This is a genomic window from Streptomyces montanisoli, assembly GCF_017813245.1.
GTDB lineage: Bacteria > Actinomycetota > Actinomycetes > Streptomycetales > Streptomycetaceae > Streptomyces > Streptomyces montanisoli.
Window position 1 is genome coordinate 17,967 of record NZ_JAGIQL010000071.1, and the last position, 15,090, is coordinate 33,056.

The following is a 15,090-nucleotide window of genomic DNA, read 5'->3' on the forward strand; positions in this document are numbered from 1 at the left end:
GCCGGTGCGGGCCCGGACAGGTGCGGGCCCGGCCGGCGTCAGCTGCTCGGGAAGACCTCGAAGTCCGAGAGCTGGCCCGCGTTCCACCCCGTGTTGGCGGTGATGTCGACCCGCACGTACCGGGCCGTGGAGCCCGGGAGCGCAATGCTGACCGTGTTCTGGTTGGCGTTCGGGTCGAAGGTGTAGGCCTTGGACGGTACGACCGTGGTGAAGTTCGAGCCGTCCGTGGACGTGCGCACCGAGAGGGTCTCGTTACGCGTGTTCCAGGCCGTGGCCGGCGGGAGCTTCAGCGTGATCCTGCCGACCTTGTAGCCGGTGCCGAGGTCGACCTGCGCCCACTGCGGGAACGAGCCGTTCTGGCTCTCCCAGTAGGAGGACGCGTCCGAGTCGGTGATGTTCGAGGCGACGTAGGGGTTGTTGCTCGAACTCGCCGAGGCGGGCCGGCCCGCGGCCAGGTTGGTCGTGGCGCCGATGCCGCTGCCGCTGAGCGCGACGGTCACCGGGCCGTTGTTGGCGTCGCTGTCGACGGTCAGGGTGCCCTTGCGTGACCCGGCGGCCGTCGGCTTGAAGGTGACGTTCACCGTGCAGGACCCGCCGGCGGCGACGGACGAGCAGTTGTTGGTCTGGCTGTAGTCGCCGGTGACCGAGACGCCGGAGACGGTGGCGGCCGCCGTGCCCGAGTTGGTCACCTTCACCGTCTGCGCGCCGGCGGACTGGCCGACGACCGTGGAGGCGAACGACAGGCCTCCGGGCGTGGCGGCCAGCACGGGTCCGGGCGCCGTGCCGGTGCCGTCGAGCGCGACGGTGTCGGTCGCGCCGCCGGCCTTGACCGTCAGGGTGCCGGTGCGCGCGCCGGACGCGGTCGGCTTGAACGTGACGGACACCGTGCACGAGCCCTTGGCGGGGATCGACGAACCGCACGTGTTCGTCTGCGCGAAGTCGCCCGCGGCGGCGACGGAGGTGACGGCCGCGGCCGATCCTGTCGGGTTGGCGACCGTCACGGTCTGCGCGTCGCTCGTGGCGCCGGTCGCGACCGAGCCGAAGTGCAGCGCGCTCGGCGTGGCGGTGACGCTCTCGGCCGGGTAGCCGGGGAAGTGCGGGGCCGGCCAGGGCCCGCAGTACGGCGTGCCGCCGATCCCGGAGTTGCCGCCGCCGTCGGTGACGGAGAAGTTGCCGCCCTCGCAGCTGTAGACGGGGGACGAGGCGCCCACGCCGGTCGCGGTGACGTTGCTGAACTTCGCGGCGCCTCCGGTCTGCTCCTGGAGGGCGAAGGTACCGGTGCCCGCGATGGTGACGTTGTCGAGGTTGACGCCGCTGACGGTGCCCTCGACCCACTGGACGGCCTCGTAGGGGCTCTGCTCGATCAGCGCGTTGCTCACGTTGACCGGCCCGTTGATGGCGCCCTGGCTGCCGTCGAACCACAGCGCTCCGACGCCGAACTGCCAGTTCGGGTCGAGGCTGCCGTCGCGGATCAGGGTGTTGTCCTTGATGTCGGTCCTGCCGACGGGGGTGGACGTGAACCGCTGGCCGACGTGGATGCCGCCGCCCTGGGTGAGTCCCGTGTCCTTGACGAGGTTGCCGCTGACGGTGTTGTCGTGGCCGCCGTAGATGGCGATGCCGTTGGCGAGTATCTGCGTCTGGACGGTGTTGTTCGAGATCGTGTCGTTGGCGTCGGCGCCGAGCGAGGAGTCGGCCCAGGTGGCGATGCCGTCGTCGCCGGTGTTGCGGATGTCGCTGTTCGTGACGGTCGAGTTGGTCACGCCGCCGTGGAAATTGATGCCGTCCGCCGTGGTGTCGCGGATGCGCAGGCCGCTGAGGGTCAGCTTGTCCATCGGCCCGTCGAGCCAGGCGCCGACCTTGTCGTGCTCGATCCACAGGTCGGAGACCGTCGAGTCGCTCATCGCGCCGCCGATGCCGTTGACCTGGGCGCTGTCATTGCGCTCCTGCACGTCACCGAAGATCGCGAAGTTCTTCAGGTGGACATCGGTGCTGGGCGACGGGGCGGAGTTGCCGTAGAAGCCGGGCGCGGCGCCCGTCACGGTCGAGTACCACATGCCCGCGCCTGCGACGGTCACGTTGTTGACGGCGATGTGGCCGGGGATCTTGTACGTGCCCGGCGGTATCCACACCGTGCCGCCGGAACCGGCCGCGCGGATGGCCGCGTTGAAGGCGGCGGTGGAGTCCTGGGCGCCGCTCGCGTCGGCGCCCTGGCTGGTGACGGAGACCGATCCGGCGGGCTGCGGCAGCGCCGCGCCGACCTGCTCGAAGTCGGCGAAGTCGATCGTGTACGAGGAGGCGGTGTCGCCCGGGTCGACCTGCAGCTTGAAGGTCGTGCCCGCCTGGTACGTCTTCGGGAGCAGGCGGTGGACCTCGTCGTAGAAGTGGTGGGGGTTGCTGCCGGGGCTGTTGGTGAAGGGGTAGCTGCCGTAGTACCAGCTGTAGGCGTTGGTCAGGTCGAAGTCGCTCTGCTTGACGCCGTCCACGTAGAGGGAGAGCGGCGCGTGGTAGACGGAGCCGCCCGACGTGTCCGGGATGCTGTAGCGGAAGTCGATCGAGTTGGTCGCGACGGGCGTGGTGAACGTGACGTACTTGCCTGAGCCCTGGAGCGTCACCGCCTTGCGGTACGAGGCCTCGTCGGCGAGCTGGCCCTGTGCGTAGCTGGGGCCGATGACGGTGCCGTTGGTGGCCGAGTTCTCGGCCTGCACCTCGGCGTAGGGGAGGTTGGCGCCGTTGCCGCCGGTGGCGGCCGCGGGCGCGGCGGACGCGGCGGGCGCCGTCAGCGCGACGAGGCCGCCGACCGCGAGCAGCGAACTGCTCGCGGTGACGAGCACCGTTCTGCGCAGCGCGCGTAGGGAGGGGATCACGTGGGCTTGCTCCTTTCGACGCGGTGCCGCGCCTGCGCGTGCGGCACCGCGGTCAGAGGGGGGATGCGAGGAGGAGCTGAGCTGTACTGAGCAAGGGGACCGTAATCCCGTCGACACACCGATGCAATATGTCGACGCAGAATTGTCAAATTTATACTTCTCACCGCAACAACAGAGGTGATAGGGCGCCAGAAACCGATGACCACCGGGAGGCAGCCCCTTGCGGCCCTTGCCCCGGCCACCGCGGGACCGTGATGATCACCGCACCACCCGTTCAGGGCCCGTAGATCGCCGCCGCGTGGGTACGAACCCCGCGACGACGAGCACGACGAGCACGACTGGCCACGACTGGCCATAACGACACCGGAAGCGAGGCGCGGCGATGCCCGAGCGAAGCAGCGGCGGAGACGATCTCTTCGGACCGCACAACCTGCCCTACGGCGTGTTCTCCACCGCGGACGAGCCGGGCAGGCGCCGCCTCGGGGTCCGCATCCACGACGACGTACTCGACGCGGGAGCCGCGGCGCACGCGCTCGGCTCGCCTTACGAGGCGCTGCTCGCCGCCGACTCCCTCGGGCCGCTGATGGCGGCGGGCCGCACGGCCTGGCGGGACGTCAGGCGCGCCCTCACGGCCTGGCTGAGCGTGCCCGCGCACCACGCGGAGCTGCGGCCGTTCCTGCACCCGCTCGACGCCGTGACGCTCCACCTGCCGTACGAGGTCGCCGACTACGTCGACTTTTATTCGAGCGAGCACCACGCGAACAACGCCGGCTCCATCTTCCGCCCCGGCGGCGTGGCGCTCACGCCGAACTGGAAGCACCTGCCGGTCGGCTACCACGGCCGCGCGGGCACCGTGGTGGTGTCGGGGACCGATGTCGTGCGCCCGATGGGACAGCGCAAAACTCCTACAGCGCCTCAGCCGGTGTTCGGGCCGAGCACGAAGCTCGACATCGAGGCGGAGGTGGGCTTCGTCGTCGGCGCCCCGTCCCGCCACTCCGAGCCCGTCCCGCTCGCCGCCTTCCGCGACCACGTCTTCGGCGTGTGCCTGCTCAACGACTGGTCGGCGCGCGACATCCAGGCCTGGGAGGGGCAGCCGCTCGGCCCGTTCCTCGCCAAGTCGTTCGCCACGTCGGTGTCGGCGTGGGTGACGCCGCTCGAAGCGCTCGACGCGGCCCGCGTCGCGCCCCCGGCCAGGTCGGAGCCGCTGCTGCCCTACCTGGACGACGCGGGCGACGAGGAACCGGGCGGCCTCGACCTGCGCATGACGGTGAGCATCAACGGCGAGGAGGTCTCCCGCCCGCCGTACGCCACGATGTACTGGACGGCCGCGCAGCAGCTGGCCCACATGACGATCAATGGCGCCTCGCTGCGCACGGGCGACCTGTACGGCTCGGGCACGGTCAGCGGCCCGGCGCGCGACGAGCGCGGCTCGCTGCTCGAACTGACCTGGGACGGCGAGGACCCGCTCGTCCTGCCCACGGGCAAGCGCACCTACCTGGAGGACGGCGACGAGGTGACCCTCACGGCCTGGGCCCCTGGCCCGGACGGCACGAAGGTGGGCCTGGGCGAGGTGACCGGCCGCGTCACGCCGTCCCCGGGCCTCTGACGGGCGCGCACCGCTGCGTCAACGCGGCGACCTGCCGCCATCCGTACGAGCGAGCGTGATCATGTTTCCGGCGGTTACGCTGAGTGCGTCCGCGAGACTCGCCCACATGGGAGCAGCAATGAGTGTCGAGCACGAACCGGTGCCCATGCACGGGGCCCCGCTGCACGACTGGAACATGCCGCCCGTGGACGGCTGGACCGCCGACGACCTGGACCGGCTTCCCAACCTGCCTCCGCACACGGAGCTGATCGACGGGAGCCTCGTCCTCGTGAGTCCGCGAAGCCTTTTCCACAGCCGGGCTGTGAGCTTTTTCGAGTGGCAACTGCAGTCCTGCCTCCCCCCGGACCTGGAGGTCGTGCGCGAATTCACCATCGACATCGACCGCCAGAACCGGCCCGAGCCCGACGTCATCGTCGTGCACGGCGACGTCGTCGAGGACGCGGCACAGACGCGGTTTCCCGCCGAGGCGGTCGTCCTCGCGATCGAAGTGGTCTCACCCGAGTCCCTCTCCCGCGACCGCGAGACCAAGCCGGTGAAGTACGCCCGCGCCGCCATCCAGCACTACTGGCGCGTGGAGAACCACGACGGACGCGCCGTGGTGTACGCCTTCGAGCGCGAGCCCGCCACCGGCGTCTACACCAGCACCGGCATCTTCCACGACCGGCTGAAAGTGTCCGCGCCATTCGCCGTCGACCTCGACCTGGCCGAGATCACACCGCGCAGGCGCGCCCGCTAACGCCCGCAGTCCCCGGCGCCTTCGATGAACGCGTGCAGCGCGGCGGCGACCGCGGCGGGCTGCTCGTCCGGGAGAAAGTGGCCGGACCGCCGGATCACGGTGCCGCTCGTGTTGTGCGCCCAGGGGCTGAGGGTCGCGGCCATGTCGGGGATCGAGCCGTGGGAGCCGGAGACGCCGAGGACCGGGACGGTCAGGTGGGCTCGCGCCAGCGCCTCGTGGTTCCTGCGCGCGGACTCCGCCACGTCGCGGTAGTAGGCGAGTGACGCCCGCAAGCCGCCCTCCGCCGCGAGCAGCTCCGCACGATCGCCGGCGTCAGCATCGGCGCACTCTCGCGGGTCCTGCCCCCGCACCGTCCCCGGTGAACGCGAGGGTGGACGCGCAGGCGAACGCACGGCGGCCCGGCTCCCTCCCCGCAAGAGGGGAGGGAGCCGGGCCGGAGCCGGGCCGCGAAACCCGTCAGCGGGCGAACGTGCCCGCCTGGCCCGCGAGGTCCAGGAAGTACTGCGGCGCGATGCCGAAGACCAGGACCACCGCCACGCCCACACCGATCGTGACCATCGTCAGCGGTGACGGGACCGCCACCGTCGGGCCGTCCGGGCGCGGCTCGCTGAAGAACATCAGCACGATGACGCGGATGTAGAAGAACGCCGCGATCGCCGACGAGATCACACCGATGATCACGAGCGGCACGGCGCCGCCCGCCGCGGCCGCCTTGAAGACCGCGAACTTCCCCGCGAAGCCCGACGTCAGCGGGATGCCCGCGAACGCCAGCAGGAAGACCGCGAACACGGCCGCCACCAGCGGCGAACGGCGCCCGAGCCCCGCCCACTTCGACAGGTGCGTCGCCTCGCCGCCCGCGTCGCGCACGAGCGTGACGACCGCGAACGCGCCGACCGTCACGAAGGAGTACGCCGCGAGGTAGAAGAGGACGGACGAGATGCCGTTCGGCGAGGCGGCGATGACACCGGCCAGGATGAACCCCGCGTGCGCGATGGACGAGTACGCGAGCAGCCGCTTGATGTCGGTCTGCGTGATGGCGACGATCGCGCCGCCGATCATCGTGATGATCGCGACGCCCCACATCACCGGCCGCCAGTCCCACGTCAGGCCGGGCAGCACCACGTACAGCAGCCGCAGCAGCGCGCCGAACGCGGCGACCTTCGTGGCCGCGGCCATGAACCCGGTGACGGGCGTCGGCGCGCCCTGGTAGACGTCCGGCGTCCACATGTGGAACGGCACGGCGCCGACCTTGAACAGCAGGCCCATGATCACCAGCGCAGCGCCGATCAGCAGCAGCGCGTCGTTGCCCATCGTGCCCGCGAGCGCCGGGTCGACGTTCTGCACCGTGCCGTCGACGACCTCGGCGATGCGCGCGTACGTGACCGAGCCCGAGTACCCGTACAGCAGGGCGACCCCGAACAGCAGGAACGCAGACGAGAAGGCGCCGAGCAGGAAGTACTTGACCGCCGCCTCCTGCGAGATGAGGCGCTTGCGGCGGGCCAGCGCGCACAGCAGGTACAGCGGCAGCGACAGGACTTCCAGGGCCACGAACAGTGTCAGCAGGTCGTTCGCCGCGGGGAACACCAGCATGCCCGCCACCGCGAACAGCGACAGCGGGAACACCTCCGTCGTGGTGAAGCCGGCCCGTACGGCCGCCTTCTCCGCGTCGCTGCCGGGCATGGCCGCGCCCTGGGCGGCGAACGAGTCGACACGGTGGCTGCCGGCCGCCGGGTCGAGGCGCCGCTCGGCGAACGTGAAGATCGCGACCACCGCGGTCAGCAGGATGGTGCCCTGCAGGAACAGCGCGGGCCCGTCGACCGCGACCGCGCCCTCCGCCGCGATGTGCGCCTTCGACGCGCTGCCGTACCCGTCGGCCGCGAGCGCCACCACCGCGGCGAACGCGGCGGCGAGTCCGAGCACGGCGAGGATGACCTGGGCGTAGTAACGCGCCTTGCGCGGCACGAACGCCTCGAACAGGACGCCCACCATCGCGGCGCCCGCCACGATCAGCACGGGGGAGATCTGGCCGTACTCGATGTGGGGCGACGGGATCGTGCCGATCGAATCGGCAGCCGTCGTCGTCCACAGGCTGTGGACAGCCGGCGCGCTCATCGGGACGCCTCCAACTGGGGGTGGGGATCGGTTCGGTCGACCTGCGACATGGTCTGGTGCACGGCCGGGTTCACGATGTCGGTGAGCGGCTTGGGGTACACGCCGAGGAAGATCAGCAGTGCGATCAGCGGCGCGACCACGACCACCTCACGGACCTTCAGGTCGGACATGCCCTGGACCGTCGCCTTCACGGGCCCGGTCATCGTGCGCTGGTACAGGACGAGCACGTAGAGCGCGGCCAGCACGATGCCGATCGTCGCGATGATCCCGATCACCGGGTACCTGCTGAACGTGCCGACGAGGACGAGGAACTCGCTCACGAACGGCGAGAGCCCGGGCAGCGACAGCGTCGCGAGGCCGCCGATCAGGAACGTGCCGGCGAGCACGGGCGCGACCTTCTGCACTCCCCCGTAGTCCGAGATGAGCCGCGAGCCGCGCCGCGAGATCAGGAACCCGGCCACCAGCATCAGTGCCGCCGTCGAGATCCCGTGGTTGACCATGTACAGCGTCGCGCCCGACTGGCCCTGGCTCGTCATCGCGAAGATGCCCATGATGATGAAGCCGAAGTGGGAGATCGAGGCGTACGCGATCAGCCGCTTGATGTCCCGCTGCCCCACCGCGAGCAGCGCGCCGTAGACGATGCTGATCAGCGCAAGCACCAGGATCACCGGCGTGGCCCATTTGGACGCCTCGGGGAAGAGCTGGAGGCAGTAGCGCAGCATCGCGAACGTGCCGACCTTGTCGACCACCGCCGTCAGCAGGACGGCGACCGGCGCCGTCGACTCGCCCATCGCGCTGGGCAGCCAGGTGTGCACCGGCCACAGCGGCGCCTTCACCGCGAACGCGAAGAAGAAGCCGAGGAACAGCCACCGGCCCGTGGACGTCGACATCGACAGGTCGCCGGCCGCCCGCAGATGCGCGATGTCCGTGAGCGAGAACGTGCCCGCCACGACGTACACGCCGATCACCGCGGCCAGCATGATCAGCCCGCCGACGAGGTTGTACAGGAGGAACTTCACCGCCGCGTACGAGCGCTGGGTGGCCGCGGCCTCGTCCCCGCCCGAGTGCGCACGGTCGCCGAAGCCGCCGATGAGGAAGTACATCGGGATCAGCATGGCCTCGAACAGCAGGTAGAACAGGAAGACGTCGGTGGCCTCGAAGGAGAGGACCACCATCGCCTCGACGGCCAGGATCAGGGCGAAGAAGCCCTGCGTCGGCCGCCACCGCCGGTTCGGCCGCGCCTCTTCGAGGGGGTCGGCGTCGTGCCAGCCGGCGAGGATCACGAACGGGATCAGCAGCGCGGTCAGCGCGAGCAGCGCCACCCCGATCCCGTCGACGCCCAGGTCGTACGAGACGCCGAAGTCCTTGATCCACGCATGCGACTCCGCGAGCTGGAACTGCCCGCCGCCCGGGTCGAACCGGACGATGACGATCGCCGCCATGACGAGCGTGGCGAGCGAGAAGACCAGCGCCGTCCACTTGGCGGCGGTGCGCCGCGCGGCGGGCACGGCCGCCGTGACGATCGCACCGGCCGCGGGCAGGGCGAACGTGACGGTCAGGTAAGGGAACGACATCGCACTCACACCGCCCTCATCAGCAGGGTCGCGGCGACGATCACTGCCGTACCTCCGAACATCGAGAGCGCGTAGGAGCGCGCGTAGCCGTTCTGAAGCTTGCGCAGCCTCCCGGAGAGCCCGCCGAACGAGGCGGCCGTGCCGTTGACCACGCCGTCCACCACCGTGTGGTCGACGTAGACCAGCGAGCGGGTCAGGTGCTCGCCGCCGCGTACCAGGACGACGTGGTTGAAATCGTCCTGGAGCAGGTCCCTGCGGGCGGCCCTGGTCAGCAGCGAGCCGCGCGGCGCCCTCGCGGGCACCGGCCGCCTGCCGTACTGGAGGTACGCGATGCCCGCGCCCACGACCAGCAGCACCAGCGTGGCCGCCGTGACGACGCCCGCGCTGACCGGGGAGTTGCCCTCGCTGTGCCCGGTGACGGGCTCCAGCCAGCGCAGGAAGCGGTCGCCGACGCCGAAGAACGCGCCGGCGCCGACCGAGCCGATCGCGAGGACGATCATCGGGATCGTCATGACCGAGGGCGACTCGTGCGGGTGCGGCTCCGCGTGGCGTCCGCGCTCCTCGGCGGCGGGCTCCACGTCCGGCGCGTCGGGCGACGCCGTCGCGGTATTGCGCCACCGCTCCTCGCCGAAGAACGTCATCAGCATCATGCGCGTCATGTAGTACGCGGTGATCGCCGCGCCCAGGAGCGTGACCGCACCGAGGATCCAGCCCTCCGTGCCGCCCTTGGCGAAGGCGGCCTCGACGATCTTGTCCTTGGAGAAGAAGCCGGACAGGCCGGGGAAGCCGATGATCGCGAGGTAGCCGAGGCCGAACGTGACGAACGTGACCGGCATGTACTTGCGCAGGCCGCCGTACTTGCGCATGTCGACCTCGTCGTTCATGCCGTGCATCACGGAACCGGCGCCGAGGAACAGCCCGGCCTTGAAGAAGCCGTGCGTCACCAGGTGCATGATCGCGAAGACGTAGCCGATCGGGCCGAGGCCGGCCGCGAGGATCATGTAGCCGATCTGCGACATCGTGGAGCCTGCCAGGGACTTTTTGATGTCGTCCTTCGCGCAACCGACGATCGCACCGAACAGGAGCGTGACCCCGCCGACGACGACCACCGCGAGCTGCGCGGTGGGCGCGCCGTTGAACAGGTCGGCGGAGCGGGTGATCAGGTAGACGCCCGCCGTCACCATCGTCGCCGCGTGGATCAGCGCCGAGACGGGCGTCGGGCCCTCCATCGCGTCGCCCAGCCAGGACTGGAGCGGCACCTGGGCGGACTTGCCGCACGCGGCGAGCAGCAGCATCAGGCTGATCGCCGTGAGCTTGCCCTCCGTCGCGCCGTGGGCCGCGCCGAAGACGCCCCCGAAGGAGAACGTGCCGAACGTCGTGAACATCAGCATGATCGCGATCGACAGGCCCATGTCGCCGACGCGGTTGACGAGGAAGGCCTTCTTGGCGGCCGTTGCCGCGCTCGGCTTGTGCTGCCAGAAGCCGATCAGCAGGTAGGAGGCGAGGCCCACGCCCTCCCAGCCCATGTACAGCAGCAGGTAGTTGCTCGCGAGTACGAGCAGCAGCATCGCCGCGACGAACAGGTTGAGGTAGCCGAAGAAGCGGCGGCGCCGCTCGTCGTGGGCCATGTAGCCGATGGAGTAGATGTGGATGAGCGTGCCGACGCCGCTGATCAGCAGCACGAACGTCATCGAGAGCTGGTCGAGCTGGAAGCCGACGTCCGCCTTGAACCCGGCCACCGGCACCCAGGCGAACAGGTGCTGGGTCATCGTCCGGTCGCCTGCGCCCTTGCCCAGCATGTCCGCGAAGAGCACGGCCCCGATGACGAACGAGGCGCCGGAGAGCACCGTGCCGACCAGGGGCCCCACCCGGTCGAGGGCGCGCCCCCCGCACAGCAGGACCGCGGCCCCGAGCAGTGGCGCCGCGATCAGCAGCGCAATGAGATTGTCCACGATTTCCCGACCCCTCAGAGCTTCATCAGGCTGGCGTCGTCGACCGAGGCCGAGTGGCGGGCGCGGAACATCGACACGATGATGGCGAGGCCGACGACGACTTCGGCGGCGGCGACGACCATCGTGAAGAACGCGATGATCTGGCCGTCGAGATTGCCGTGCAGCCGGGAGAACGCGACGAACGCGAGGTTGCACGCGTTGAGCATCAGCTCGACGCACATGAACACCACGATCGCGTTGCGCCGGATCAGCACGCCCGCCGCGCCGATCGTGAACAGCAGCGACGCCAGATAGAGGTAGTAGACCGGGTTCATCGGGTGACCCCCTCCTCTTTCCCGCGCTCCTCGCGCGCGTCATCGTCGGCCCGGCGCTCCTTGCCCGTGCCCTCGCCGCGCTCACGGCCGAGCCGCGACTCGGAGCGCTGCTCCAGCGCCCTGAGGTCCGCGATGGCCTCCTGCGAGACGTCCCTGATCTGACCGCGGCCCTTGAGGGTCTTGTTGACCGTGAGGTCCGACGGCGTGCCGTCGGGCAGCAGGCCCGCGATGTCGACCGCGTTGTGGCGGGCGTACACGCCGGGCGCGGGCAGCGGCGGCAGCTGCCTGCCCGCCCTGATCCGCTCCTCGGACTGCTCGCGCTGCGACTTGGCGCGCTCCGTGCGCTCCCGGTGCGTGAGCACCATCGCGCCGACGGCCGCCGTGATCAGCAGCGCGCCCGTGAGCTCGAAGGCGAACACGTACTTGGTGAAGATCAGCGCGGCGAGGCCCTGCGGGTTGCCCGCCGCGTTGGCCCGGCCGAGGCCGTTCCACGACCGCAGCGAGGCGTTGGCGATGCCCGCGATCAGCAGGATGCCGAAGCCGACCCCGCACAGCGCGGCGAGCCAGCGCTGGCCCGCGATGGTCTCCTTGAGGGAGTCCGCCGCGGTGACGCCGACGAGCATCACCACGAAGAGGAACAGCATCATGATCGCGCCCGTGTAGACGACGATCTGCACGATCCCCAGGAAGTACGCGCCGTTGGCGAGGTAGAACACCGCGAGGATGATCATCGTGCCGGCGAGGCAGAGGGCGCTGTGCACGGCCTTGCGCATCAGCACCGTGCACAGCGCGCCGATCACCGCGACGACGCCGAGGATCCAGAACTGCACGGCCTCGCCCGTGGACGTGTGGTACGCCGTCGACGCGGCGAGCGCGGCCGCCGAGTCGAGGCCGCCGGGGTGGAGCGGGCTCATGCGCCGATCACCTTCTTCGACGCCGGCTCGTCCTCACCGAAGTCGGACGCGCCGTCCTGCGGGCGGTCCTGCTTGGTGAGAGCGACCTGCTGGACCGTGCCGGGCGCGGCCTCCGTCACCCTGCCGCGGTAGTAGTCCTGCTCGTCCGTGCCGGGGTAGATGGCGTGCGGCGAGTCGACCATGCCCTCCTCAAGGCCGGCCAGCAGCTGGTCCTTGGTGTAGATCAGGTCCTGCCGCGAACTGTCGGCGAGCTCGAACTCGTTGGTCATCGTCAGCGCGCGGGTGGGGCACGCCTCGATGCACAGGCCGCACAGGATGCAGCGCGCGTAGTTGATCTGGTAGACGCGGCCGTAGCGCTCCCCCGGCGAGTACCTCTCCTCGTCGGTGTTGTCCGCGCCCTCCACGTAGATCGCGTCGGCCGGGCAGGCCCAGGCGCACAGCTCACAGCCGACGCACTTCTCCAGGCCGTCCGGGTGGCGGTTGAGCTGGTGGCGGCCGTGGAAGCGCGGCGCCGTCACCTTCTGCTGCTCGGGGTACTGCTCGGTGAGCCGCCGCTTGAACATGGCGGCGAAGGTGACGCCGAACCCGGCCACGGGGTTCTTCGGCAGCGGGGGTACGCCCCCGTCACGCGCCCCGCCCTGGCCGCCCTTCTCGGGTGAGTTGCTGTCAGACACCGCTCTCCTCCTTTCCGTCACTCTCAGTATTGACCGCGCCACTGACAATGAGCTCGCGCTCGCGGCGCGGCCGCCTGCGCGGCACGGGCGGGGGCGTCTGCCCGGGCAGCGGAGGCACCGGGAACCCGCCCGCCATCGGGTCGAACCCCGGTGGCGCACCCGCCCGTTCGGCGTCCGCGCCGTCGCGGTCGCCCTTGCCGCGGAACATGTCGACCACGAACGTGATCAGCAGGATGGCGATCACCGCACCCGCCACGTAGAGCAGGATCGAGGTGAAGTCGTAGTTCTGGTTCTGCAGCGCCCGCACGGTCGCGACGAGCATCAGCCAGACCACGGAGACCGGGATGAGCACCTTCCAGCCGAGCTTCATCAGCTGGTCGTAGCGCACGCGGGGCAGCGTGCCGCGCAGCCAGATGAAGCCGAACAGCAGCAGCTGCACCTTGATGACGAACCAGAGGATGGGCCACCAGCCGTGGTTGGCGCCCTCCCAGAACGTCGAGATGGGCCAGGGCGCGCGCCAGCCGCCGAGGAAGAGGGTCGTCGACACCGCCGAGACCGTCACCATGTTCACGTACTCGGCGAGCATGAACATCGCGAACTTGATGGACGAGTACTCGGTGTTGAAGCCGCCGACGAGGTCGCCCTCGGACTCCGGCATGTCGAACGGCGCCCGGTTCGTCTCCCCCACCATCGTGACGATGTAGATGATGAACGACACCGGCAGCAGGATGATGTACCAGCGGTCGTGCTGGGACTCGACGATCGACGATGTCGACATCGAGCCGGAGTAGAGGAAGACCGAGGCGAACGCGGCGCCCATCGCGATCTCGTACGAGATCATCTGCGCGCACGAGCGGAGCCCGCCGAGCAGCGGGTACGTCGACCCCGACGACCAGCCCGCGAGGACGATGCCGTAGATGCCGACCGACGCGCAGGCCAGGATGTACAGCATCGCGATCGGCAGGTCGGTGAGCTGCATCGTCGTGCGCGTGCCGAAGATCGAGATCTCGTTGTCCGCGGGCCCGAACGGGATCACCGCGATCGCCATGAAGGCCGGCACGGCGCCGACGATCGGCGCGAGCACGTAGACGAACTTGTCGGCCCGCTTGACGACGAGGTCCTCCTTCAGCATCAGCTTGATGCCGTCGGCGAGCGACTGGAGCATGCCCCAGGGCCCGTGCCTGTTGGGGCCGATGCGCCGCTGCATCCACGCGACGACCTTGCGCTCCCAGACGATGGCGAACAGGACCGTCAGCATGAGGAACGCGAAGCAGAAGACCGCCTTGAGGACGACGAGCCACCAGGGGTCGCGCCCGAACAGGGACAGGTCCTCGGCCGCGAGCATCATGGTCGGGTTCATCGCGTGGCCTCCGCGGTGTCGGTCGCCCTGGCGACGCGTACGGGCGAGCCGGGGGCCGCGCCCGTCGTCCCCGGTGAGCTGTTCAACGGGATCCAGACCACCCGGTCCGGCATGGGCGTGACCCGCAGCGGCAGCGTCACCCCGCCCGCGGGGCCCGTCACCGTGAGCGCGTCGCCGTCCGCCAGCGACAGCTCGGCCGCGGTGGCGGGCGACAGCCGCGCGAGCGCCGCGTGGCGCGTGCCGGCGAGCGCCTCGTCGCCCTCCTGGAGCAGGCCGAGGTCGAGCAGCATCCGGTGGCCCGCGAGCACCGCCTCGCCCTCGCCGGGCCTCGGCAGCGGCGCCGACGGCTCGAAGGGCGGCGTCGCGCGCGGGCCCGTCCACGCGCCGAGCGCGTCGATCTCCCGCCGCACCGCCGCGATGTCGGGCAGCCCGAACGCGACGTCCATCTCGTCCGCCAGCATGTGCAGCACGCGCGCGTCCGTGGGGGCGAGGCGCGTCGTCATCTGCTCCGGCTTGAGGGCCGCCTCGAACAGCCGGGGCCTGCCCTCCCAGTTGAGGAACGTGCCCGGCTTCTCCGCGACGGCCGCGACCGGGAAGACCACGTCGGCCCGGTCCGTCACCTCGCTCGGCCGCAGCTCGAACGAGACGAGGAAGCCGACCTTGTCGAGCGCCTCGCGCGCCCCCGCCGGATCCGGCAGGTCGCCGGCCTCCACGCCCGCCACCACCAGCGCGCCCAGCTCTCCCGCCACCGCGGCGCGCAGCATCTGGCCCGTGTCGCGCCCGTAGCGGTGCGGCAGTTCGGCCACGCCCCAGGCGGCGGCCGTCTCCTCGCGTGCCCGCGGGTCCGTCGCGGGACGGCCGCCGGGCAGCAGATGGGGAGAGCACACGACTGGACTCCGGTCTGCGGTGGAGCGCGTGTGCCGGCTGCGCCCTGGAGGGAGGGGGGGGGGGGGGGGGGGGGGGGGGGGGGGGGGGGGGGGGGGG

10 protein-coding genes and 2 pseudogenes are annotated in these 15,090 nt (G+C 70.6%); 2 read left to right on the top strand and 10 right to left on the bottom strand.

Going from position 1 to position 15,090, the window contains the following annotated elements; genetic code table 11:
- Window positions 1-38 precede the first annotated feature (38 nt).
- The gene (locus JFN87_RS18180; protein ID WP_209341211.1) at window positions 39-2,864 is read right to left on the bottom strand and encodes a choice-of-anchor D domain-containing protein; all 2,826 of its coding nucleotides are present in this window, start codon (window positions 2,862-2,864) and stop codon (window positions 39-41) included.
- 382 nt (window positions 2,865-3,246) lie between these two features.
- Between JFN87_RS18180 and fahA the strand changes: the two genes are divergently transcribed.
- Window positions 3,247-4,470, top strand: a complete 1,224-nt coding sequence (gene fahA, locus JFN87_RS18185; RefSeq protein ID WP_209341213.1) for a fumarylacetoacetase — start codon at window positions 3,247-3,249, stop codon at window positions 4,468-4,470.
- 118 nt (window positions 4,471-4,588) lie between these two features.
- Window positions 4,589-5,206, top strand: a complete 618-nt coding sequence (locus JFN87_RS18190) for a Uma2 family endonuclease (RefSeq protein ID WP_209341230.1) — start codon at window positions 4,589-4,591, stop codon at window positions 5,204-5,206.
- Here the strand turns inward: JFN87_RS18190 and JFN87_RS18195 are convergent.
- The 9 genes and pseudogenes from JFN87_RS18195 to JFN87_RS18235 form a co-directional block, all read right to left on the bottom strand.
- Window positions 5,203-5,505 (bottom strand): annotated as a pseudogene (locus JFN87_RS18195) (alpha/beta fold hydrolase); the annotation flags it as partial. The gene JFN87_RS18190 and the pseudogene JFN87_RS18195 sit on opposite strands and share 4 nt — an antisense overlap.
- 157 nt (window positions 5,506-5,662) lie before the next feature.
- Window positions 5,663-7,318, bottom strand: coding sequence for an NADH-quinone oxidoreductase subunit NuoN (gene nuoN, locus JFN87_RS18200; RefSeq protein ID WP_209341215.1), 1,656 nt, complete (start codon window positions 7,316-7,318; stop codon window positions 5,663-5,665).
- A complete protein-coding gene (locus tag JFN87_RS18205; protein WP_209341232.1) occupies window positions 7,315-8,892 on the bottom strand; it encodes an NADH-quinone oxidoreductase subunit M in 1,578 nt (525 codons plus the stop codon). Before JFN87_RS18205 ends, nuoN begins: the two co-directional genes overlap by 4 nt.
- A gap of 5 nt (window positions 8,893-8,897) precedes the next feature.
- Window positions 8,898-10,844, bottom strand: a complete 1,947-nt coding sequence (gene nuoL / locus JFN87_RS18210; protein WP_209341220.1) for an NADH-quinone oxidoreductase subunit L — start codon at window positions 10,842-10,844, stop codon at window positions 8,898-8,900.
- A gap of 14 nt (window positions 10,845-10,858) precedes the next feature.
- Window positions 10,859-11,158 (bottom strand): NADH-quinone oxidoreductase subunit NuoK, encoded by a 300-nt coding sequence (nuoK, locus tag JFN87_RS18215; protein WP_030904048.1) that lies wholly within the window; start codon window positions 11,156-11,158, stop codon window positions 10,859-10,861.
- On the bottom strand, window positions 11,155-12,072 hold the full coding sequence (locus JFN87_RS18220; RefSeq protein ID WP_209341222.1) for an NADH-quinone oxidoreductase subunit J: 918 nt from the start codon (window positions 12,070-12,072) through the stop codon (window positions 11,155-11,157). Before JFN87_RS18220 ends, nuoK begins: the two co-directional genes overlap by 4 nt.
- Window positions 12,069-12,680 carry an NADH-quinone oxidoreductase subunit NuoI gene (gene nuoI, locus JFN87_RS18225; RefSeq protein ID WP_209341233.1) on the bottom strand — a complete coding sequence of 204 codons (612 nt, stop codon included), beginning with the start codon at window positions 12,678-12,680 and terminating at the stop codon, window positions 12,069-12,071. Before nuoI ends, JFN87_RS18220 begins: the two co-directional genes overlap by 4 nt.
- Window positions 12,681-12,738: 58 nt before the next feature.
- Complete coding sequence (nuoH, locus tag JFN87_RS18230) at window positions 12,739-14,106, bottom strand: NADH-quinone oxidoreductase subunit NuoH (protein WP_209341224.1); 1,368 nt, start codon at window positions 14,104-14,106, stop codon at window positions 12,739-12,741.
- Window positions 14,103-14,984 (bottom strand): annotated as a pseudogene (locus JFN87_RS18235) (molybdopterin dinucleotide binding domain-containing protein); the annotation flags it as partial. The pseudogene JFN87_RS18235 and the gene nuoH, both read right to left, overlap by 4 nt.
- Between the last annotated feature and the right edge of the window lie 106 nt (window positions 14,985-15,090).